The 21,462-nt window shown below is 49.0% G+C and carries 16 protein-coding genes; 3 read left to right on the top strand and 13 right to left on the bottom strand.

All coding sequences use genetic code 11. The features are described 5' to 3' along the window. Positions 1–16: 16 nt before the first annotated feature. Together BGO59_RS36005 and BGO59_RS36000 are read right to left on the bottom strand one after the other, a co-directional pair. Positions 17–1,120 carry an efflux RND transporter periplasmic adaptor subunit gene (locus BGO59_RS36005; RefSeq protein WP_293692506.1) on the bottom strand — a complete coding sequence of 368 codons (1,104 nt, stop codon included), beginning with the start codon at positions 1,118–1,120 and terminating at the stop codon, positions 17–19. A gap of 3 nt (positions 1,121–1,123) precedes the next feature. Then, positions 1,124–2,464 carry a TolC family protein gene (locus BGO59_RS36000; protein WP_293692504.1) on the bottom strand — a complete coding sequence of 447 codons (1,341 nt, stop codon included), beginning with the start codon at positions 2,462–2,464 and terminating at the stop codon, positions 1,124–1,126. 285 nt (positions 2,465–2,749) lie between these two features. Between BGO59_RS36000 and BGO59_RS35995 the strand changes: the two genes are divergently transcribed. Then, complete coding sequence (locus tag BGO59_RS35995; RefSeq protein ID WP_293692502.1) at positions 2,750–4,492, top strand: glutamine--tRNA ligase/YqeY domain fusion protein; 1,743 nt, start codon at positions 2,750–2,752, stop codon at positions 4,490–4,492. Positions 4,493–4,710: 218 nt separating this feature from the next. Here BGO59_RS35995 and BGO59_RS35990 read toward each other — a convergent pair whose 3' ends face one another. The 4 genes from BGO59_RS35990 to BGO59_RS35975 form a co-directional block, all read right to left on the bottom strand. Continuing rightward, positions 4,711–5,196, bottom strand: a complete 486-nt coding sequence (locus BGO59_RS35990) for a nuclear transport factor 2 family protein (RefSeq protein ID WP_293692501.1) — start codon at positions 5,194–5,196, stop codon at positions 4,711–4,713. Positions 5,197–5,303: 107 nt separating this feature from the next. Further along, positions 5,304–7,019 (bottom strand): M14 family metallopeptidase, encoded by a 1,716-nt coding sequence (locus BGO59_RS35985; RefSeq protein WP_293692499.1) that lies wholly within the window; start codon positions 7,017–7,019, stop codon positions 5,304–5,306. Between the two features lie 16 nt (positions 7,020–7,035). After that, entirely contained in the window at positions 7,036–7,878 is an 843-nt protein-coding gene (locus tag BGO59_RS35980; protein WP_293692498.1) for a hypothetical protein, read from the bottom strand. 215 nt (positions 7,879–8,093) lie between these two features. Then, positions 8,094–9,674: an amidase gene (locus tag BGO59_RS35975; protein WP_293692496.1), complete on the bottom strand. Its 1,581-nt coding sequence runs from the start codon at positions 9,672–9,674 to the stop codon at positions 8,094–8,096. A gap of 293 nt (positions 9,675–9,967) precedes the next feature. Between BGO59_RS35975 and BGO59_RS35970 the strand changes: the two genes are divergently transcribed. Further along, on the top strand, positions 9,968–11,557 hold the full coding sequence (locus tag BGO59_RS35970) for a serine hydrolase (protein WP_293692494.1): 1,590 nt from the start codon (positions 9,968–9,970) through the stop codon (positions 11,555–11,557). A gap of 133 nt (positions 11,558–11,690) precedes the next feature. Here the strand turns inward: BGO59_RS35970 and BGO59_RS35965 are convergent, their stop codons facing one another. The 4 genes from BGO59_RS35965 to BGO59_RS35950 form a co-directional block, all read right to left on the bottom strand. Beyond that, complete coding sequence (locus BGO59_RS35965) at positions 11,691–13,931, bottom strand: xanthine dehydrogenase family protein molybdopterin-binding subunit (protein WP_293692492.1); 2,241 nt, start codon at positions 13,929–13,931, stop codon at positions 11,691–11,693. Beyond that, positions 13,928–14,953, bottom strand: a complete 1,026-nt coding sequence (locus tag BGO59_RS35960; protein ID WP_293692490.1) for a xanthine dehydrogenase family protein subunit M — start codon at positions 14,951–14,953, stop codon at positions 13,928–13,930. Before BGO59_RS35960 ends, BGO59_RS35965 begins: the two co-directional genes overlap by 4 nt. After that, positions 14,950–15,489: a 2Fe-2S iron-sulfur cluster-binding protein gene (locus BGO59_RS35955; protein ID WP_293692488.1), complete on the bottom strand. Its 540-nt coding sequence runs from the start codon at positions 15,487–15,489 to the stop codon at positions 14,950–14,952. Before BGO59_RS35955 ends, BGO59_RS35960 begins: the two co-directional genes overlap by 4 nt. A gap of 174 nt (positions 15,490–15,663) precedes the next feature. Continuing rightward, on the bottom strand, positions 15,664–16,701 hold the full coding sequence (locus BGO59_RS35950) for an exo-alpha-sialidase (RefSeq protein ID WP_293692486.1): 1,038 nt from the start codon (positions 16,699–16,701) through the stop codon (positions 15,664–15,666). A gap of 329 nt (positions 16,702–17,030) precedes the next feature. Here BGO59_RS35950 and BGO59_RS35945 point away from each other — a divergent pair, with 329 nt between their 5' ends. Further along, positions 17,031–17,708: an intradiol ring-cleavage dioxygenase gene (locus tag BGO59_RS35945; RefSeq protein ID WP_293692484.1), complete on the top strand. Its 678-nt coding sequence runs from the start codon at positions 17,031–17,033 to the stop codon at positions 17,706–17,708. Positions 17,709–17,715: 7 nt separating this feature from the next. Here BGO59_RS35945 and BGO59_RS35940 read toward each other — a convergent pair whose 3' ends face one another. The 3 genes from BGO59_RS35940 to BGO59_RS35930 form a co-directional block, all read right to left on the bottom strand. Then, complete coding sequence (locus BGO59_RS35940) at positions 17,716–18,129, bottom strand: VOC family protein (protein WP_293692482.1); 414 nt, start codon at positions 18,127–18,129, stop codon at positions 17,716–17,718. Positions 18,130–18,298: 169 nt separating this feature from the next. After that, entirely contained in the window at positions 18,299–20,950 is a 2,652-nt protein-coding gene (locus tag BGO59_RS35935; protein WP_293692480.1) for an ABC transporter permease, read from the bottom strand. After that, on the bottom strand, positions 20,947–21,285 hold the full coding sequence (locus BGO59_RS35930) for a PadR family transcriptional regulator (protein ID WP_080056355.1): 339 nt from the start codon (positions 21,283–21,285) through the stop codon (positions 20,947–20,949). Before BGO59_RS35930 ends, BGO59_RS35935 begins: the two co-directional genes overlap by 4 nt. Positions 21,286–21,462 lie beyond the last annotated feature (177 nt).

Here is a 21,462-nt window from a genome sequence, read left to right as displayed (position 1 = left end):
TCGCTCTTTCACTCTTTCACTCATTAATTTTTACTTTCGCTCCTTCCCGAATTTTCTGGGTGCCTTCCGTTACGACGGTTTCGCCTTCATTCAGGCCGTTTTTCACGACGACCTTATCATTGATCCGGGCACCGAGCGTCACTTTTTTCTGACTCACCTTGCTGCTATCGCCTACGACAAACACAAAGTATTCGCTCATCTGCTCCGTTACGGCCTGGTATGGTATCAGCAACTGCGGTTCGCCTGTGCTATTTTTCACCCGAACGTTCACATTCAGTCCCGGTTTCAGTTGTCGGTTAGGATTCGGGAAGGCAATACGCACCCGTAACGTACCCGTCTGTGGGTCAACAGCCCGGTCTACAATGCGTACTGAACCGGGAAAAGCGTACGGCTGTCCACTCGGCAAAAGCAAGACAAAGGTCGAATCCCGCGTCACGTTGGGCTGACTCTGTAACTTTAGAAACCGCTGAATCTGCGACTCATCGATCTGCACATCGGCCGCTATTGGGTTATCAGACGAAATGGTATTAAGTGGCGTTTGACCGGGTGCTACAGCTGCTCCGAGCCGAACCTGCGAAATACCGATTGTCCCGTCCAGGGGCGCAAAAATCGTGGTGTATTTCAGGTTCGTTCCTACCTGCCGGATGGCTGCCTGAGCCGCTTCGACCTGCATTTTGGCCGATTCCAGCGTAGCATTGGCATTATCGACCAGTTGTTTGGCAACGGCATCCTGCTGAGCTAATGTGTTGTACCGATCCGCATCTTTCTGGGCCCGGTTCAGATTGGCTTTTTGTACATTCAGATTGGCTACCGCCTGATCGTAACTAGCCCGGTACTGCTGCGGGTCGATGGTGTAAAGCTTCTGTCCTTTGCTAACATGCTGCCCATCCTGAAAAAAGATACCCGTAATGTTACCAGCCACCTGCGGCTGAATCTCAACCTCCAGCAAGGCCGTTACCGTAGCCGGAAACTCGTCATAGTAGGTTGCATTCCCTTTTGTCGCTTTGGCAACCGAAACAGGGGTAGGTGGTGGTGGACCTTGCTGCTGATCTGTTTTGTTACTGCCACAGGCAAACAACGCAACACTCGTAAGCAGGGTGAAATAGGGAGAAAGTTTCATGGTTTAAAATTGAATAACACCGAGGGCTCGCTGAACGTCTAACTTACTGATTAATACCTGATAAAGTGCATTAAACGAATTGAGACGGGCCGTTCGCAGGTCTGTTTCAGCAATGGTCACATCAAGGAAGGTTTTTACCCCGGAACGGTATTGCAGGTTGATAATCCGGTAGACATCTTCTGCCATTATCAGGTTTTCCCGCAGCGCCAGGTAGTTGGCAAGATTCCCTTTGTAGTTAGACAGCGCCTGTGCATACTCCGCATCGACCGAACTGGTGAGCGCGGCTAAGTCCCATTGCAACCGTTGTACCTGCAACTCAGCGATTTTGGTCTGCTGAATCCGACGCCCTCCCTGAAAAATTGGCAACGCTACTGACAGGCCGATCAGTGAATTCGGGAATACCATACCAAAGAGTTGACCGAAGGAATTGTTCTGATACAACAGGTTATAATTACCAAAGGCCGCTACGTTAGGCAAATACGCCCAGCGCGTATATTTTACGTTGGCATCCAGTAACCGGCCCTGGGTCAATAGCTGCTGGTATTCAATACGATTCTGCGGATTGACCAGTTGAAGGGTATCCAGGTTAGCATCGTTTACAAGTTGCAGCGTATCATACGCCACATTGAGCGGAGTATTGGGCGGATACCCCATCAGTTGCTTCAATGTCTGGTATTTAGCCCCAATCAGATCCCGGTATTGTTTCTGTTGAGCACGCGTATTGTTAAGGGCAATAGCAGCCCGTTGTGGATCTGTTTTGTCGACAATTCCACTCTGATACTGATTGGTGGCATCCTGAAGACTACGCTGCAAACGAGCAATATCGACACTCAGAATATCGACCTGACGCTGGGTCAGAATCACATCGTAAAAAGCCTTGCTAACATTGACGACCACATCGATTTTGTTACGAACCGTATTCTGGGTTGCCTGTACCCGGTACGCATCCGCTGTCTGATTAGCGAGCAATAAGTCCCGATTGAATATATTCTGAGTCAGCGACAGCGATGCCGTCGATGTATTTTTTGCCCCGATCACTCTCGGAACAACTTCGCCCGTGGTTGGGTCGGGAAAGAGCGTTGCGGGTTGTTTCAGGTAATGCTGCAGGCTATACCCCGCTGAAACTTGTGGATACCAGGCCGAAAGACTACTCTGAATTGTTCGCTCGGCAATTTCCTGGTCTATAACGGATTGTTTGACAGTCGGCTGGTGACTTAATGCGTATTGAATACAATCGGCCAGATAGGCCTGTCGAGTCAACGAGTCCGTTGTTCTCTGAGCAAATCCATAATTAGATACGAAACACCCAACCGCAAAAAGAAAGCCGATAAACGTTTTTTTCATAAATCGTAAGCCTTGAGCACCGTTGTTGGCTGATAGAAAACGGCTTGCTCACTGCAACAACTCGTTCTGACAGCCATTTTGTTCGTTCATTAATAATAAATTAACGAGCGGCTACTACCTACTTAAGTAGTTTTTCCATGACCCTGTTAGCGAAAATTCAGGGCTTTTGAGTATGCTGTTTCTGGCTCTCGAGCTACTCTCTGAAACGCAATTGATAACGGTTCTGTTTGCCAAACCCGGTCAAAGGCCGTAATTTCGGGCTTTTATCAAGTGTGAAGTAACGACATGGCGGAAGCAACGAAGGAACCCGAAGAATCTCTTGCCGGTGAGAACAACTCCTCTGACCGCAATAATGCAGGAAACTCTCTCAATTTTATCGAACAAATTGTTGAAGACGATTTAGCCGCTGGTAAAAACGGTGGACGCATTCACACCCGTTTTCCACCCGAACCCAATGGCTATCTGCACATTGGTCACGCCAAATCCATCTGCCTTAATTTTGGCCTGGCCGATAAATACGGCGGACAGACCAATCTACGCTTCGACGATACCAACCCCGTTACTGAAGACACTGAATACGTCGATTCGATCAAGAACGATGTACGATGGTTAGGCTTCGAGTGGGAAAATGAGTTCTACGCTTCCGATTACTTCGACCAGCTTTATCAATTTGCTGAAACACTGATTCAGAAAGGATTAGCTTATGTAGACGATTCAACGTCGGAAGAAATTGCCGCACAGAAAGGTACGCCGACGGAACCGGGTCGCATGAATCAATACCGGGACCGGAGTGTAGATGAAAACCTCGATCTGTTCCGGCGCATGAAAGCGGGTGAATTTCCAGATGGTGCCAAAGTGTTACGGGCTAAGGTCGATATGGCTTCTCCCAACATGCACATGCGCGACCCAATCATCTACCGCATCAAGCATGCGCATCACCATCGGACGGGCAACGCCTGGTGCCTTTACCCCATGTACGACTTCGCCCATGGGCAATCCGATTCGATTGAGCATATTACGCATTCACTCTGCACGCTGGAGTTTGAAGTACACCGTCCATTATACGAGTGGTTTATCGATCAGTTAAACATCTTCCCATCCCGACAAATTGAGTTTGCCCGGCTCAACCTGACCTATACGGTTATGAGTAAACGGAAGCTCAAGCAGTTGGTTGAAGAAGGACACGTTAGCGGTTGGGACGACCCGCGTATGCCAACCATTGCCGGTATTCGTCGTCGGGGCTATACCCCTGCCAGCATCCGCGAATTTGCCGACCGCATCGGGATCGCCAAACGCGATAACCTGATCGACGTGGGCCTTCTGGAGTTTTGCATCCGCGAAGAACTCAACAAAACCACGCACCGCGTGATGGCTGTGCTGGACGAAAAACCACTGAAGCTCGTCATTACCAATTATGAGGTCGGTCGGGAAGAAATCATGCACATCGAAAACAATCCCGAAGACCCTAGTGCAGGTGACCGGGAGGTTCCGTTTAGCCGGGAAGTGTATATCGAACGGGATGATTTCATGGAAAACCCGCCGAAGAAATTCTTCCGGCTATTTCCGGGCGGCATGGTTCGGCTGAAAGGGGCTTACATCATCAAATGTGATGAAGTGGTCAAAGACAACGCGGGTGAGATTATCGAACTTCGCTGCTCCTACATTCCCGAAAGCCGTAGCGGTTCGGACACATCGGGTATTAACGTAAAAGGTACCATCCACTGGGTATCAGTTCCACACGCTGTCGAAGCTGAAGTTCGGCTGTATGATCGGCTTTTTTCGGTCGAAAACCCAGCCGCCGACGAACGCGAATTCCGTGAACTGTTGAACCCGAACTCACTGGAAGTGGTCCGCGCCTTTGTCGAACCAGCATTGGTCGAAGCCGCTCGTTCGGAAGCTATCCGCAATTTCCAGTTCATACGCAAAGGCTACTTCGTCCTCGACTCCGATTCTACTACCGATAAACCCGTCTTTAACCGAACCGTTACCCTGAAAGATAGCTGGGCGAAGGAAGTGAAAAAGGGGTAAGACGGAAGAAGGTATAATAGAGTTGAATCTGGGGCCATAGATTTATGGCCCCAGATTCATTAAAAAACTATTGTTGACTAAAAGCCTGGTCTTCTTTCGGTATTTGATGTTCGTTTTTTCTACCAGATGTACCATCTAATAAATGAACCTTGCCAAATACATTCCAGCTTTCATCCACCTATTTTAAAGAATTGTCTGCGTAGGCAAACTAATCGCCATTACTTTCCGCAGGCGGCACTGCCGGTACAGCTTAAACTCACAAATAATTCGGAGCGAATTTTCCAGCCTGAGTCAGTTTTGCGCCACATCGCCAGGTAGGTTCCTGTGATGAGTTGAGTGCCGTCAGATCGGCGGAAGCGGCCTTCCCAATGCCCATGCTCGGCAGCTAATGGACTGGTTGTACTGATGTCTATGCGATCCGTGTACCGAACGTATCCCAGAAAAGCCGGGTCTTTGAATTGAACGGCTACCGACGCCAGTACCGAATCCCGGCCTGACACGTGCGAACCACTTCCCCGCGTCACCTCTATTTCCGGCAACATCGTTTGCCCGAATCCACTGAGGTCTTTTGCCTGAATAGCCTGATTAGACTCCGCCCGCAACGACCGAATGGCTGCGACATCCAACGACGATGGTTTAGTCTGGGCAACTAGATTAAGCGAAACCAGGCCAACCAACCAGAAACAAATTACGAAACGACTCATTGAGTTCATCTTGTTTTACTTTTCGACAGGATTTACAGGATAAAACAGGATCAATATCGACAAAGCAATCCTGTTTTATCCTGTATATCCTGTCGAAAAAAGAGTTTTTAATTTATCCGATACACCGGATAGCGGTTATGGGTTTTCTCGTAATACGGTGTCTGTTTGTAAATAAAATCCAGTTGCGCATTGGCATTTTCGGCGAAGGCTTTGTCGGCAGCACGTTTCTCGTCCAGTTGCTTTTGTAAGGTCGGGTTTTGCTTCAACAGGTCAGCGGCTGTGTCTTCAAATATATAATTCGAAAAATACTCCTTCTGGTCCAGAATACTATCGAAGAAATTCCATGCAAAAAACGAGTCAACACCCTGCGGCTCAAGCGTTTCGACAATGTACCGATTCGCTATTTGTGTGGTTGGGACGAGAAAATCACCTTTATAAAACTGAATCGTTTGTATTTCAGTCCGCACGTTTACGCCCGAATGCGGGTAGTGGCCTTCGTAGGGACGCTGTGGAGTCCTGAAATCCGTAAAGTAATAGGCAGCAACTGTTAGTAACGTATCTTTTGCCAAGGGCGTCAACGTCACCCCATTGCGCTTTAACTCACCAATTACCTCAGCCCATCCCTGCGGAATGACGTACGCCCGAGGCTTATCGACTTGTACATCGACAGCGAAGGTGTTCCAGTAAGGAACCCGCTTCGTGAAGGGTTTTGTGCGGTCGTAATAAAGTCGGTTCAGGCCCGATACCTCGCTGGGTTTATAAGCAGCCGCATAGCCCAGAAACGTAACCGAATCGGTCTTGCTACGGTCCAGTTTATAGCTCAGAGGAAAGGTTGTCTGCTGGCGGATGGCTTCATCGGCTCGTTGTCGATTCGTCAAAATCGTTTTAGCTTCTCGATCGCACAAATGCATTACCTCCTCATCGAACACATACGATGCCTTTACCCGAGCAGGAAAGGGCTTCCACATATGGGTTTCCAGCGTAAACCCGAAACAATTGAATAAAGCAGCATAGCCCGTCGAATACCGAGGTGAGTCATTATACCCAATCAACCCGCTCTCCGGTGTATCGCCTGCATGATTCACATACGGGGCAGATGGAAAGCCCTTAGCTGTCAACTGTTTATCTAACGCTGGCTGAAACGACCGAACCATATAGCCCGACACCAACGGATGAAGCTTATCTTTCTGCGTCGCAAAATACGTCAGCACATGCTGATAGTCAGCGCCATCGCTGGTATGATTATCAATAAATACCTGCGGCTTCAGCCATTGGAACATCGATTGAAAAGCCCGCGTATTTTCAGCTTCCGCTTTTATAAAATCGCGGTTAAGATTCAGATTACGGGCATTACCCCGAAATCCATACGATTCTGGCCCGTTCTGATTCACCCGCGAAACGCCCCGATTCAGGCAACCACCTACATTGTAGACCGGGACAATAGCAACCAGAACATTTTTGGGAAGTTTATTGGCTTTCAGTAAATCACGCGCCAGCATCATGCAGGCATCAATGCCTTCCGGTTCGCCCGGATGGATACCATTATTAATCAGCAAGGTAACCCGGTCAGGACGGGAGGCAAATTGTTTATCAGCTGCTAACAGGAACAAATGCAAAGGCTTACCAATGTCCGTTTTCCCGATTTCAATCAATTTAGCCTGGTCATACTGCTGGTCCAACTGCCGATACCAACGGATAATCTGCTCATACGTTGCCGTCTGATTGGTATCACGTTCAAAGGGGGTAAGCATAGCCGCCCGGTTTTGCCCATAGCCAGCCGTTGACAGAGCAAGTACTATAAAAAATAAAGATAGTTTCGTCATTACCCCTTCTTATTACCTAGGTTGTCTTATAAAGATACCACCCATTCCCAATTTCACGGAGCAAGATGATATGACCTGCACTCATAACTGGTACGTCTTTTTTATCCGGTATATGCACATAGCCTACCCAATTATCAACCATTCCCCCGATCACCAATTCAGTCGCGTCTATAAAATTATCGTCACCAGTAGGCGAATAGGATAGAAATAATTTCTCACTAGCAGACTTCAAGTTCTCGCCGAATCGTCGTTTACTTTCTTTATCCGCATCCACGTAATTGTTCCTGTTCAGCATCAACTGCTTTAGCTTCTCAAACTCAGCTTTATGTGCTTTAAAATAATGAATTAATTGATCATCCGTAGATGTCATTAACCGGGCATTGCCAAGCTTAAACGCATACTCTTTTTTTGAAGAAAATAGAGACGCTTTAGGGTTCTTTTTTGAACTTGTTACAACACTATCGATTTGCCTGGGCGTCAATCGTTCGAGCATCTTTTTTAGATAGAAATTAAAACCATTCATCGCTAATGCTCTTACTGCATATAGTTTCCAGACAGATTCTTTTCTAAAAAAGAGGTAATTATCTACTCCCTGTCCACCAGCATCTAGTATGGTTAAGGCTACTACGGCTTGCTGATTTGTCTGATCAAGTACTTGAAATCGCGTTACTGAATTTTTGGGTAAATCCGAGCCATTCGGATGCCCTTCGTACTCTCCACTCATGTAATTAGGTAACTTGGGGAAGTCGCTCTTATCAAAAATCCGTTTGGCTAATTCAAGTGGCTCAAGGTTCTGGCAGAACGCAGCCTGGACACTCAGACTAATAAAGAAACACGTACTCAAAATTAGTTTCAACATAAAAAACGGGTACTGATTAGTTCAATGGCGCGAATCGTCCAGGCAAGAAATTAGTCAACTCATGCTGAAAATAAGTCTTTCAGATTAACGTCTGCGAAAGATTACAAACCCGTTGTACGCTTTAGCGATTTAGCAATGATTACAATAACCACCATAAATCCTTAACCCCTGACAAACGGTCAGTTCTATAGGTATCGGTTTTGATACTTGAGATTTTATGACCGGGTAGCTTTCCGCTTCTTCTTTGGCAGAACAGGCGTACTGTCGGGTGGGTGCCTATGGTGGGTAGCCTGCTCATAAGCGTAACACAACCGAATGAGGGTTGACTCACTAAAGGGGCGCCCGAAGAATTGCAAACCAGCGGGTAAATCGGTATACGTAAAGCCCATCGGGACTGAAAAAGCCGGAAAGCCTGTCGGTGGTGACAGAGCATTGTTATTCGTACCCGACGGCGTATTCAGATCACCGAGCAAGCGCGGAGGATAGCTGAACGACGGATACACCAACGCATCGACACCCGTCGAATCCATGGCCCGAAGAAGCAGTTTACGTAGTCGCTCCCGCAAGGCCAGGTTTTTCTCCCATCCTTTATGGGCTTCCGGCGCCAGCGTGTCCTTGTCGGAATCCAGCAGCGTTTTTTCGATACTCGGATGAAATTGCCGCGACTTGATGATAGATGTCAGCGATTTGTGCGGAGCATTGGGTCCCAGGTTTGCCAGATACACGTTGAAATCGCGACGAAGCTGCGGAATCGTATCGAACTGCTTGTTGATGGTGTCCAGTTCAGGCACCCGTACCGAGTCGATTATCGTAGCCCCAGCCGCCCGTAATTCGTCCAGCGCTTTATTGAAAAGCGCATATACCTGCGGGTCCGAATTTTTGGTAGTGCAGAGCTGACGGAATACGCCAATCCGAGCGCCTTTCAAACCATTTTTATCCAGATACTGCCGATACGAAACGGGTATCTTCCCTTCGCTCCGTCGGGTTACGGTATCTGCTTTATCATAACCGGCTATCACATCCAGTATCCGCACGGCATCCTCAACCGTCCGGCAGATCGGCCCACCCGTATCGTTCGTCAACGCTAATGGGGCAATACCATCCCGACTGACTAAGCCCAGCGTTGGCCGAAAACCCACCAGACTCTGATGCGAGGATGGCCCCCGAATCGAACTACCCGTATCGGTTCCAAGGCCAATAGTGCCAAAATCGGCAGCTACCGCAGCGGCTGTTCCCCCACTCGACCCGGCCGTTGTTCGTTTTGTATCATATGGATTTCGGGAATAGCCGGGTAGAATCGAACTTACCGACACCTGCCCCGAGGTCGCAAACTCCGCCAGATTCGACTTAGCAATGATGATAGCCCCTGCTTCCCGAATCCGCTTGACGACAAACGCATCTTTGGGCGGAATCGACTTTTTCATGGCCAGCGTTCCGTTGGTGGTAGGCATGTCGAAGGTGTTGTAATTGTCCTTTACAATCACCGGAATCCCATGTAAAGGGCCAACAAATGTACCTGTCGCTTTGTACAATGAATCGAGTCGGCGGGCCTCCGTCAAGGCTTTGGGGTTCACCATAATAATCGCATTGAGAAATGGGCCCTGCTTGTCATAAGCCTCAATGCGATCGAGGTAAAGCTGGACTAGTTCCACAGCCGTCAGCTTACCTTTCTGCATGGCCGTGTGTAGCTGATCGATGGTAGCCTCCTGCAACTGCTTTGGCTTGAACGACTGTGGACGAGCTACTATGGTGAGCAGAAAAAGAGGTAAAAAAAGAGGAAGGAATCGGTTTGGCATTTTCTATGATGAGTGAAGTGGTTACGGCTATGCCCCCCAATAAATCTCTGGCAAAACAGGAATTTACCCGAAGGACTGCTATAAAAATACCCTGAATCAAAAAACAATCAACCACTCCCCTCGAAAAATCCAACATTCCATTTAATTCAGCACGTTTCGATTGCGGCTTCGCGTTCATAGTTTATTTTCCTCCTCACCAATAGTAACTTTTCCATGCCCTACTCCTTTTGGATTTGCGCTACCTGATCGACCTATAAACACTAACTTTCAGTTCAAACCGCTTTGGCAAAACCATGAATTTAAATCGTAGAGATTTCCTGCAACAGCTTGGCTTCGGCGCGGCTGGTTTGCTGATTGCCAGCCATCTACCAACAACGAGCTGGGCTTTACCAACCAAAACGGGTAAACTGCCCCGGAGCCAGCCCGAAGCTCAGGGTGTATCGCCCAGTGGACTACTGGATTTCCTAAATGCCATCGAAAGCCAGAAACTTAATGTCCACAGTGTCATGGTACTGAAACATGGTCAGGTTGTGGCCGAAGGCTGGTGGGCTCCCTATGCTCCTCAATATAAACACACCCTGTATTCGCTCAGTAAAAGCTTTACGTCTACCGCAGTTGGTATGGCCGTGGCTGAAAAGCGATTTACGGTTGATGATAAGGTGGTAAAGTTTTTCCCCGACGATGTGCCAGCAACGGTCAGCGCTAATCTGGCGGCTATGCGTGTAAAAGACCTGCTTACCATGTCGACCGGACACGACAAGGATACGACGGGCGCCCTTCGCGGTGGTGATGCATCCTGGGTAAAATCGTTTCTGGCCCAGCCCGTCGAGCATGAACCCGGAACGTTCTTCGTCTACAACAGTGGGGCCACCTACATGCTCTCCGCTATTGTGCAAAAGGTGACGGGACAAACCGTATTGGAGTACCTGAAGCCGCGTCTGTTCGGACCATTGGGTATTGAAGGCGAAGACTGGGAGGTTTCGCCACAGGGGATTAATACCGGCGGCTGGGGGCTGCGGGTACGCACCGAAGATATTGCCAAATTCGGGCAACTGTATCTCCAGAAAGGCATGTGGAATGGCAAACGACTGATTCAGGAATCGTGGATCAACGACGCTACCAAAGCCGAAGTCCAATCGAAAGGGGGCAAAGGCGATGCCAGTGTCAACGACTGGATTCAGGGGTACGGCTATCAGTTCTGGCGGTGTCGGAACGATGCCTACCGGGGCGATGGCGCCTACGGACAATACTGCATTGTGTTGCCAAAAGAGGATGCCGTCATTGCGATGACTTCCGAAACGGCCAATATGCAGGCAGTGCTGGATGCCGCCTGGACTCATATTTTACCAGCGCTTCGCGGTACAAATCTGGCATCAGCCAAAACGCAGCAAGCCGCTCTGACAAAGAAGTTAACAGCGTTAACCTTATTACCTGAACCTAGCCATCCCGCTTCTTCAGTATTCAGCCAGATCAGTGGCAAGACCTATGCTGTTGCCGACAACTCTCTGCATGTCAAGGATGTATCATTAACTTTTGGAAAAGACGGATGCATTTTTAAACTTCAGGACGATAAAGGACCTCATCAGGTTCTTTGTGGGGTAAACCGATGGGTCGAAAGCACGACTACTTTTCCTATAGCTCCACTGATGCTAACGCCAACACCTGTTCCGGGCGGTGAAACCCGCAAAGTTGCTGGCTCGGGAAGCTGGCAAGATGCCAATACGTTTGTAATGGTTTGGCGATTTATTGAAACGGCCCATTATGACACCGTTACCTGCCGATTTGGGTCAGATGGTGTGCAGGTTGAATTTCAGAGCAGCCTGAATGTTCTGGCCAAAACGAAAGACAAACGGCCCATCCTGGAAGGGAAAGCAGTGGCTTGATCTAATTTCTTTTGACAGGATTTGCAGGTAACCTGTTTAGAGGTTGTTTGCGTTCGTGAGGGCAGATTTGTAATCTGCCCTCACCTTATTCTTAACAATCCTGTAAATCGTGTAAATCCTGTCAAAAAAAATCTTACAGCAACCGATCCAGCGTAATGGGTAGGTCTCTTACCCGCTTGCCTGTTGCGTGAAAGATGGCGTTGGCAATGGCGGCTGGCATGGCTACAATCCCGATTTCGCCTAGCCCTTTGATGCCCAACGGATTCACAATGGTGTCATCTTCTTCGACGAATATGACATCGAGATCATGAATATCGGCGTTGACGGATACGTGGTATTCGGCCAGATTATGATTCATGAATCGGCCGATGTTGTGATCCAGAATGCTCTCTTCGTGAAGTGCTTTGCTGATACCCCAAACCATGCCACCCAGAATCTGACTTCGTGCTGTTTTCGGATTCAAAATTCGCCCCGCAGCTATGGCGCTTACAGCACGAGTAACCTTTACCGTGCCTAGCTCTTCATCAACCATAACTTCAACGAACGCGGCTGAATGCGTTGCGCGGGCATAGTCTTTTTGCTTCAACGCGTTCGGTAACCCCGTTGAGGTTTCCCGAACAGCCTTTCCCCCATTCAGGTCAACCAGCGTTTGCAGCGAAACGGCCGTTGATGGATCGCTTTTGAGCCGTAACTGCTTATCGGCAAACTCAATATCATCCCACTTCGCCCCTTTGAACGGTGAGCCGGACAATTTCTTCGCCAACCCCAGCAGCGATTTACCAACGGCTTCACAAGCCGAGTGAACAGCCATACCAACCGTAGCTGCCGTCCAGGAGCCGCCCGAAATAGGTGCCACCGGAAAATCCGTGTCACCCAGCTTAAATAGCACATCTTCGACCGGAACGCCAAGGGTATCGGCGGCAATCTGCGTCATGATGGTGTAGGTTCCCGTACCAATGTCGGCAGTTGCACTACTAACCCATAGTTTACCATTAACCAGCAAAGCTGCTTCGGCACGGGCGGGCATCTGATTCGCTTCCCAGATTCCGGTTGCCATGCCCCAGCCGATCAGGTTATGCCCTTTTTTCATCGAACGCGGCTCAAACTGACGTTTCGACCAGCCAAACCGCTCGGCTCCCTGCCGGAAACATTCCCGGAGTTCTTTACTCGAAAACGGCTTTTTGGTGTTGTGATCCAGGTCGGTATAGTTTTTCAGCCGGAGTTCAAGCGGGTCCATGCCCAACTCATAGGCCAGTTCATCAACGGCTATCTCCAGCGCCGACATACCCGTTACACCCCCTGGGGCCCGCATATCCAGTGGCGTATACACGTCTAGCGGCACCAGTTTATAATCCTGTGTGACGTTCTCGGGCGGATAGATCATACCACCCCAGTTTGTTACGATTTCAGTGTAGTCTTCAAAGCGCGAGGTTTCTCCCCTAGCATCATGGTAGAGCGCATTCATAGCCCCGTCGGCGGTAGCACTAAGCGCAACATTCTGCACGGTAGCAGGACGGTGACCAAAGGTGAACATCTGCTGGCGGGTGAGGGTTACACGCACCGATCGTTTCAGTTCGAGCGATGCCATAACGGCCATAAATAACTGGTACTGTGGCCGCAGACCAGAGCCAAACCCACCACCCATATAAGGCGATAGCACCCGAATATTTTTGAACGGGATATCGAACACCTGCGAAACGTACAGGATGCTATTCGTTACGCCCTGGGTTTTATCATAAATCGTCAGCTTCGGTTCCTTTCCACCTTTTTCATAGACGACCGTGCTGGCGAACAACTCCATTGGGTTATGGTGTTCGGCCGCATGGATATACCGTCCATACATTTTGACGGGCGATTCCTCGTAAACTTTATTGAAATCGCCACGAGGTTTGGGTGGCGGTGGTTTCAACAAATCGGCCACACCGTGCTTTTGGGGCCGGGCCCGGTGCAGATTCGCTTCCAGACTGGTTTCGTGCGATTCTTCTTTATACTCAACCCGAATTAGCGACGCGGCATAGCGGGCCACTTCAAACGTTTCGGCGACAACCAGGGCAATGGGTTGGCCGCTGTACTTGATAGTCGCATCCTGCAAGGGGCGGAACGGTGAACCCGGTGGCGCATCCTGATCTTTATAGCTGATGTCGAACCAGGCCAGTTTGGGCCGGTTTTCATGGGTAAATACCTGCAAAACACCATCCAGACGCAGGGCTTCGCTGGTATCGATGCGGGTAATTTTTCCTTTTGTTATTGTTCCGGAAACTACATATCCATAAGCCAGATCCGGCACCTGAAACTCCGCGGCATATTTTGCTTTTCCGGTCACTTTATCCCGACCGTCGACGCGGTTAATGGGTTTTCCAATTACCTGACTCATTCGGTTGGTTCGAGTTTAGCGGCCTGCCCCAGTGCGCGGACAATGGCTCGTTTTGCCAGTTCTATTTTAAACGTATTCGCTCCGTACCCCTGAGCCCCGGCCAGCAACGCATCGGCAGCCGCCTGAAACGATTCGCCGGAAACGGGTTTGCCAACCAGCAAAGCCTCAGCTTCGGGTTTGCGCCAGGGTTTATGGGCTACGCCACCGAGGGCAATGCGGGCATCCGTAATCGTATCGCCCTCCAGTTCCAGTGCAGCCGCAACCGATACCAAGGCAAACGCATAGGAAGCCCGGTCGCGCAGTTTTAGGTACATATGATTTTTCGGAAAGCCATTCTGGGGTAAGTCGATAGCCGTTATCAGTTCGTCAGATGCCAGGGAGTTGTCAATATGTGGCGTGTTGCCGGGCAATCGGTGGAAATCGGCGAAGGGAATCGTTCGTTCACCATAGTTGCCGGTTACCCGTACCACAGCGCCTATAGCGGCCAGCGCGACACACATATCGGACGGATGGGTAGCAATGCACTGCGGCTCGGCTGGCATTCCATCCTGGCTCAGCAATTGCGTCCCTAAAATGGCATGGATTCGATTGAAACCATTGATGGCCGAGCAGCCCGAACCTGGCTCCCGTTTATTACAGGGTGTGGCCACATCATAGAAATAATAACAGCGGGTTCGCTGCATCAGATTCCCTCCATTGGTCGCCATATTGCGAAGTTGTGGAGAAGCCCCGGCCAGAATAGCCTGTGACAGAAGCGGATACCGTTCCTGAACACGCTTGTCATAAGCCGTATCGGCATTGGTTACCAATGCCCCAAGCCGCAGTCCACCGTCAACGGTTTCGGTGATGCTGGTCATGGGCAAGCGGGTAATATCGATCAGGCGGGAAGGATGCTCTACCGTTTCCTTCATCAAGTCGAGCAGGTTAGTTCCTCCTGCAATGAACCTGGCGCCCGTTTCCGCTACGCGTTCATTGACAGCATGTTCAACCGAGTCGGCGCGGATGTAAGTAAAGCTATTCATACGGCCTGCTGATTTATGACTTCCTCAATTGCCTGTACAATGTTGGTGTAAGCCCCACAACGGCAAATGTTGCCACTCATGAGTTCCCGGACATCGGCGGTTGTTTTGGCCTGACCTTCGTTGAGGAGCCCTACCGCCGAGCAAATCTGACCGGGCGTACAATAACCACACTGGAATGCGTCGCAGTCGATAAACGCCTTTTGAATTGGGTGGAGGCCAGAGGGCGCATCTGTAGCCATTTGGGCAACGCCCTCGATGGTAGTGATCTGCTTACCTTCCTGCATAATGGCCAACGTCAGGCAGGAGTTGATGCGTTTCCCATCGACCAGAACCGTACAGGCTCCACACTGACCGTGATCGCAACCTTTTTTGGTACCAGTCATATCCATATACTCGCGTAAGGCATCGAGTAAAGACGTCCAGGGAGCAAGTTGTAATTGAGCTTCGATACCGTTGACAGTCAGCGTAACGGTATGTATGGGCGGCAAAGAAGGGATATACGTATCCTTCGGAGGAGCTTCGGCAATGAGCGTCATATAGTTCCAGAGTATGTATATCTCCAGAACTATATGTACTCGGGGTTGTTCAATAAACTTGGCAAGCGGGATTGATAGAGCCGGACCGGCAGACCCGTACAGATGGTTATGATTTATTAAGGTCTTTGTAAATCATAACCATCTGTACGGGTCTGCCGGTCCGCCGTTGGGTTTCTATATTTTTCCAGGATCAACGACCACATGCCGGACGCGCTGACGTTTCCAGGTGTAGGTGATATGTACGAGACCGTCAGCGGTTTGAATAGCGGCAGGATATGAATACTCACCGGGTTCGTTTTCAAGAACAGCCAGCGTTTTCCAGGTCTTTCCATCATCCGAAATGGCTACATCGAGTGGTGTACGAGGGCCACTTTTACCATTTACAGGTGATGTCGGATTGTAGACCAGTACCTGCCGACCATCTTTCAGGGTAACGGCATCGGTTCCTGAGTTGGGGTTAGGCAGGGTTGTTTTTTGCAATGCCGACCAGGTTTTACCACCATCTTTCGACCAGGCTTCCTGAATAAACCCAAGCTTCTGACTCCGGCAAAGAATCTGTAACTGACCATTCTTGTGAAACAGAACACTGGGCTGAATGGCCCCGTCGGTTACACCATCATTGATGGGGGCCGTTTTTTGCCAGGTTTTGCCCCAGTCGGCTGTTTGCTCAAAATGCACCCGCCAGTTATGATCCTCTGAACTAGTCGGGCAAAGCAAAACCCCCGACGACAGCAATACGGGCTTGTTCTTGATAGGCCCTAAAATACCATCGGGCAACCGCTCGGGCTCTGACCAGGTCTTACCATTATCTTTCGAGCGCTTCAGCATTCCCCACCAGGTCGAGGGGCTGGGGCCGACTTTATAAAATAAGAGTAGTTCCCCCTTAGGAATCTGAAATAAAACGGGATTCCAGCAGGGAAGGCGTTTCCCATCGGGCTGTACACCTGTAGCTACTTCGATCGGTGTCGCCCAGCCCGTTTTGGTATGGTGGCTCACCCAGATACCTACGTCGGGATGACGCTCGTATGTACCACCAAACCAGGAGGCAATGAGGCCAGCGGGTGTTTCGGCAATGGTAGAAGCATGGCATTCTGGCGTCGGAGCTTTTTCATAAATAAACTCACGCTGGCGAATGGCGGGATTGGTAGACTGGGCAAACAGACCGAGGCTACTTAAACAGGCAATACAAAAGGCAACAAGTACGATTTTCATGAATGAATTCAATTGTGCACGTATACTACTTAAGCGGAGATATGCTTTTTTCGCCACAATATAGCTAACAGGGGCACTCAAAGCGTGATTTCTCCCCCCGCTTGTTTATAAGTACGGCCAATTAGACTAGTTGTACTACTCAGCATCAATCGTTTCCGTTGAATTCAGTCCCTGTTGATTTCAACTCCAGGTTTTATGCGACTGATCAATGGAATCGCTATTTTTAGTAATCCGTCGCATAACCAAGTCTAATTTGCTGGAACTAAGCCCCATCAGCTATGTACACTCACCGATTAATTCAACATCGAACGCGGATTTTCAGGATAATTATGATCTACACGGATAAAATCATAACCAATCATAAACATCTTAAAAATCTGCGTTCTATTCTTAGCTACCTACTCCTATTGCTGCTCACATTGCCTGTATTCGGGCAGGATAAAAAAGCCGGTGGTCCGTGTGAAGGCTGCGAAGCGATTTATGAAAGTCCGGTTCCGTTCGATAAGCTCGACATGCTGGCGAAACTACCAGATGCCACCTGGAACGGCAAAAAGCCATTGGCTATCAATGGAATCGTATACAAAGCCGACGGCAAAACACCTGCACCGGGCGTTATTCTGTATGTATATCATACTGACGAAACGGGGCATTACACAGCCAAAGAAAGTGCCAAAGGCTGGGAAAAGCGGCATGGTTCCATACGCGGCTGGATGCGCACCAACGCGAAAGGCGAATACAAGTTTGTTACGTTACGTCCGGCTCCTTACCCCGGCCATACCGACCCGGCCCACATTCACATCACGATTAAAGAACCCACGCTCAACGAGTACTATATTGACGAATACCTGTTTGACGATGACCCATTGCTTACGGCCGACAAACGAGCCAAGCTGGAAAACCGGGGAGGCAGCGGTATTCTGAAACTCAAAGACGTCGGTACTATGTACAAGGCCGAACGGAACATCTACCTTGGAAAAAATATTCCAAACTATCCATCAAACCAATAAGGTTCGACTACGATTGCCGTTCACCAAAGCAGTAACAAAGTCCATCAGGCGCAATCACGAAGAAGACTTTCCAGTTGGTTTCGCCATGCTTTTGATTGCTAAAACCGGACAATTCTTTAGTCAGTCCATTGGCTTTGAACTCATCAAAAGCTCGCTCAATATGGTCAACTTCAAAGAAGCAGCCGTCCTGTGTCGGATCGCTACCGTTTTCGGCCAGGCCAATCTGTAGAGCATCCCTGCTCAGGATAGCCGATGGACAAGGCGTTTCGGGCCGATCAATCAACCGAAAGCCCAGGTAGGTTTCATAAAAGGGAATAGCGGCTTCCAGATCATTGACAGGGAGATTCATCTTGTCCTGTTGGTAGGGCCAGGCATTTTTGAGTATTGCTTTTGTTGTTTCCATTGGATCAAAAATGGTCATGAAACGGGTTCGTTTATCTGATAGCACACAAAGATGAAGGGCCAGCAACGTAACCTTTTTACGTTGTTGGCCCTTTTTTTAGACTCGGCCTACGCTCGGCAAAGGCTCTGTTTCGTCATCTTATCAATACCTAATCTTTGCAGTAGCTAATACCATTTGGGCTACGCCATCATTCAGAACGTAATGATTTCACGGGGTTTACCGATGCAGCTCTGGTAGCCTGATAGGCAATCGTCAGTGCGGCAATCAACAGCGTACTTCCAATCGCTGCCAGGAAAATCCAGGCTTCCATCTGAACGTGAAATTGAAAGCCCTGAAGCCAGTTAGTCATGGCCCACCACGCAATGGGAGCCGCAATCAGAAAAGCCAAACCGATCAGTCGGGAAAACTCTTTACCAAAAATCCATAGAATCTGAGACACACTACTTCCCAGCACTTTACGGATGCCGATCTCCTTCGTTTTCTGAGCAGCCATGAACGACATTAACCCATATAAACCCAGGCAACCAATAAAAATGGCAATCAATGAAAAGAACTCGACCAGTTGCAGGATTCGATCTTCCGTTTCATAAAACTTAGCGATGCTTTCATCAACGAACTGATAGGCAAATAATTGATCGGGATGCTGCTCCAGCCATGCTTTTTCAATAGCAGCCAGTGTGGTTTTGGCCTGAGCAACATTCAGTTTTATAGCATAATCGGAATAATCGCTTTTATTCGTTGTAAGGATAATCGGACTTATTTCCTGATGAAATGAGGCATCATGAAAATCTTTAACTACGCCCACAATGGGTGCTACCATAGTGCCCCCGTTGGCCGAAATTAGTTTACCAAGAGCAGCTTCGGGCGATTTGATATTGAGTTTTCGCAGGAAGGTTTCATTGACCAGAAACTCTCGGGCACTGTCGGCCGGAAAGAGGTTTTTGCCAGCTGCCAGTTCCAGTCCAAACGTGGACAAATACTGATCATCGGCCGATTTGATACTCGTTCTGAAGTTCGTCTCCTCATTATCCACTTTCACGAAGTTACCCCAGCTATTGGTGGATGCTGGAGCTGCGTAACAAATCGATACTTTCTCTACCCCCTTGATGCGTAGCAACTCATTTCGTAGCGTGTTCATCTTGGTATGCGTCGAGTCATCTCCCATCGGTACCATGACAATTGCCGCCCTGTCGAACCCTAAATCGGCCTGTTTGGCATATCGCATCTGGTACATAATGACCAACATACCGATAATGAGCACCTGCGAAATAGCAAACTGAGCGATGATCAATGTCCGACGGGTATTAAAACCACCAATATGCTGCTGAGAGAGCTTGCCTTTCAAGGCCACGACTGGTTTGAAACCGGCCAGAATAAGTCCGGGATATGAACCGGCAAAAAAGGTAATGGCCACGCCAAGCGCGACAATGAAAAGCACGAATCGGCTATTCTGAAACAGATTGAGCGTCATTTGCGAGTGGAAAAACGCATTGACCACAGGCAACATCAGAACCGCCATTCCCAGTGCAACGATAACACCGACTATAGTTATCAGACCCGTTTCGGAAATAAACTGCCAGAAAAGCTGGCCTTTCAGTCCACCCAACACTTTACGAACGCCCACTTCTTTGGCTCGTTTGAGTGCTTGCGCCGTAGCCAGGTTGATGAAGTTTACACAAGCCGTACCCAGTAGAAACAAGCCTATAATTGCCAGTACCCACAGGTTCTTTTTTTCCATTACACCCCCATATTGGGCATTGAAATGAATATCCGCGAGCGGTTGCAATTTATAGTGATGGACGTTTTTGCTGGTCGGTCGATACTTTTTGACATAGGCAGGCATCACCCCTTCTACCTGGGCTACCGAAACACCGGGCCGTAACTGTACATAACATTCGACCCCATCGCGAATACCGCCCCACCCATCAATATCATTGGCTAGCCAAGAATCATAGGCTTTCAATGTGGGGTACGATACAAAGATCTCGTTCTTTCGGTCGGTGTTATCGGGCAAATCCTTCAGGATTCCTGTGACCCTGAATACGATCCGGTTGTTGAGCCAGAAGGTCTTACCGATCGGGTTTTCATCGCCAAAATACTTTTTGGCCATTCGTTCGGTCATAATGGCGGTATTTGGCTCCAGCAACGCCGTTTTTTTATCCCCTTCGAGCAACGGAAAATTGAACATGTCAAAAAATTCCGGCTCTGTGAAGGCAACCCCTTCTTCCTCCTTTATCTTCTTTATATCAGCTCCATTTCTCAGGGTAATCAGTTGATCGTCGGCACTGATAATCCGGGCTACTTTTTCAGCAAAGGTGTAATCGTCCCGGAAATGCTTACCCAGTGGTGAGGGTACACTGTGATTATAGCCGATATTATCCCGGTGCATCTCCGTTACGATCCGATACATGCGATCGGCATTCGCATGAAAGTTATCATAACTCAGATGATGGCTGACCAAAGTAAAAATGAGGATACCACAGGTCATACTTAAGGCCAGTCCCGCCACATTGATCAGCGTGTATCCCTTATTGCGTTGTAGATTCCGGAAAGCAATTTTTAAATAGTTACGAATCATAACAGGATGAATACTAGAAGGTTGTTCGTATTGTTGTTTAACTTGTTTTCTTCGACGGACAAAGGGCGGCAGGACCGATAGCACGTTGAGCGCATACCGCAAGATGGCCTGCGTTCGTCCCGCCCGATGGTGCCAGTAATCATACAGCTCAGCCAGATCACCTTCTACCTCTTCGAGGGTGTTTTCGGGATGTAGCCGGGTCAATAACCAATGGGCAAAGCGGGGCGGTCTGTCGTTACGGGGTTGAGGAGACCTATTCATACGCCACCGAGTCGAAGGGTGTTTGGCGGTACCATCTGCCACAGTTCCTGACGGAGCTGCTGGATTTCCTGAAGCGCCCGACTGCCCAGAGCCGTAACCCGAAACAGGCGCTTGCGTCGGCCCCCTCGTTCGGTAGTGGCCCCACCCAGGTAAGACGATACAAACCCCTTTTCTTCGAGCCGGATCAGGGTGTTATGAACCGTACCAAACGTAACAATCCGGCCGGTATGCTCTTCCAGTGCCTGACTGACCGTAACCCCATACCCTTCCCCATCCAGGATAGCTACCATTAATAAGACGATTTCTTCAAATTCACCCAGATAGGTTCGACGCATCGGCTTAGGTTATTAGTTTATATTTTATCGTACAAATCTATTGCCAATAATAAAAACAGGCCATTTCTGCTCAGAAACGGCCTGTTTTTCTCAATTCACACTCATTCTTTGTCCATTACCGGACAACTGATGTCCCTCATCGGACGCATTAATCCAGTTGTAAACCCTCGCTTATCA

The sequence above is a fragment of the Spirosoma sp. 48-14 genome, from assembly GCF_001898575.1.
Classification (GTDB): Bacteria; Bacteroidota; Bacteroidia; order Cytophagales; family Spirosomataceae; genus Spirosoma.
This window is presented reverse-complemented; position numbering and strand designations above follow the sequence as displayed.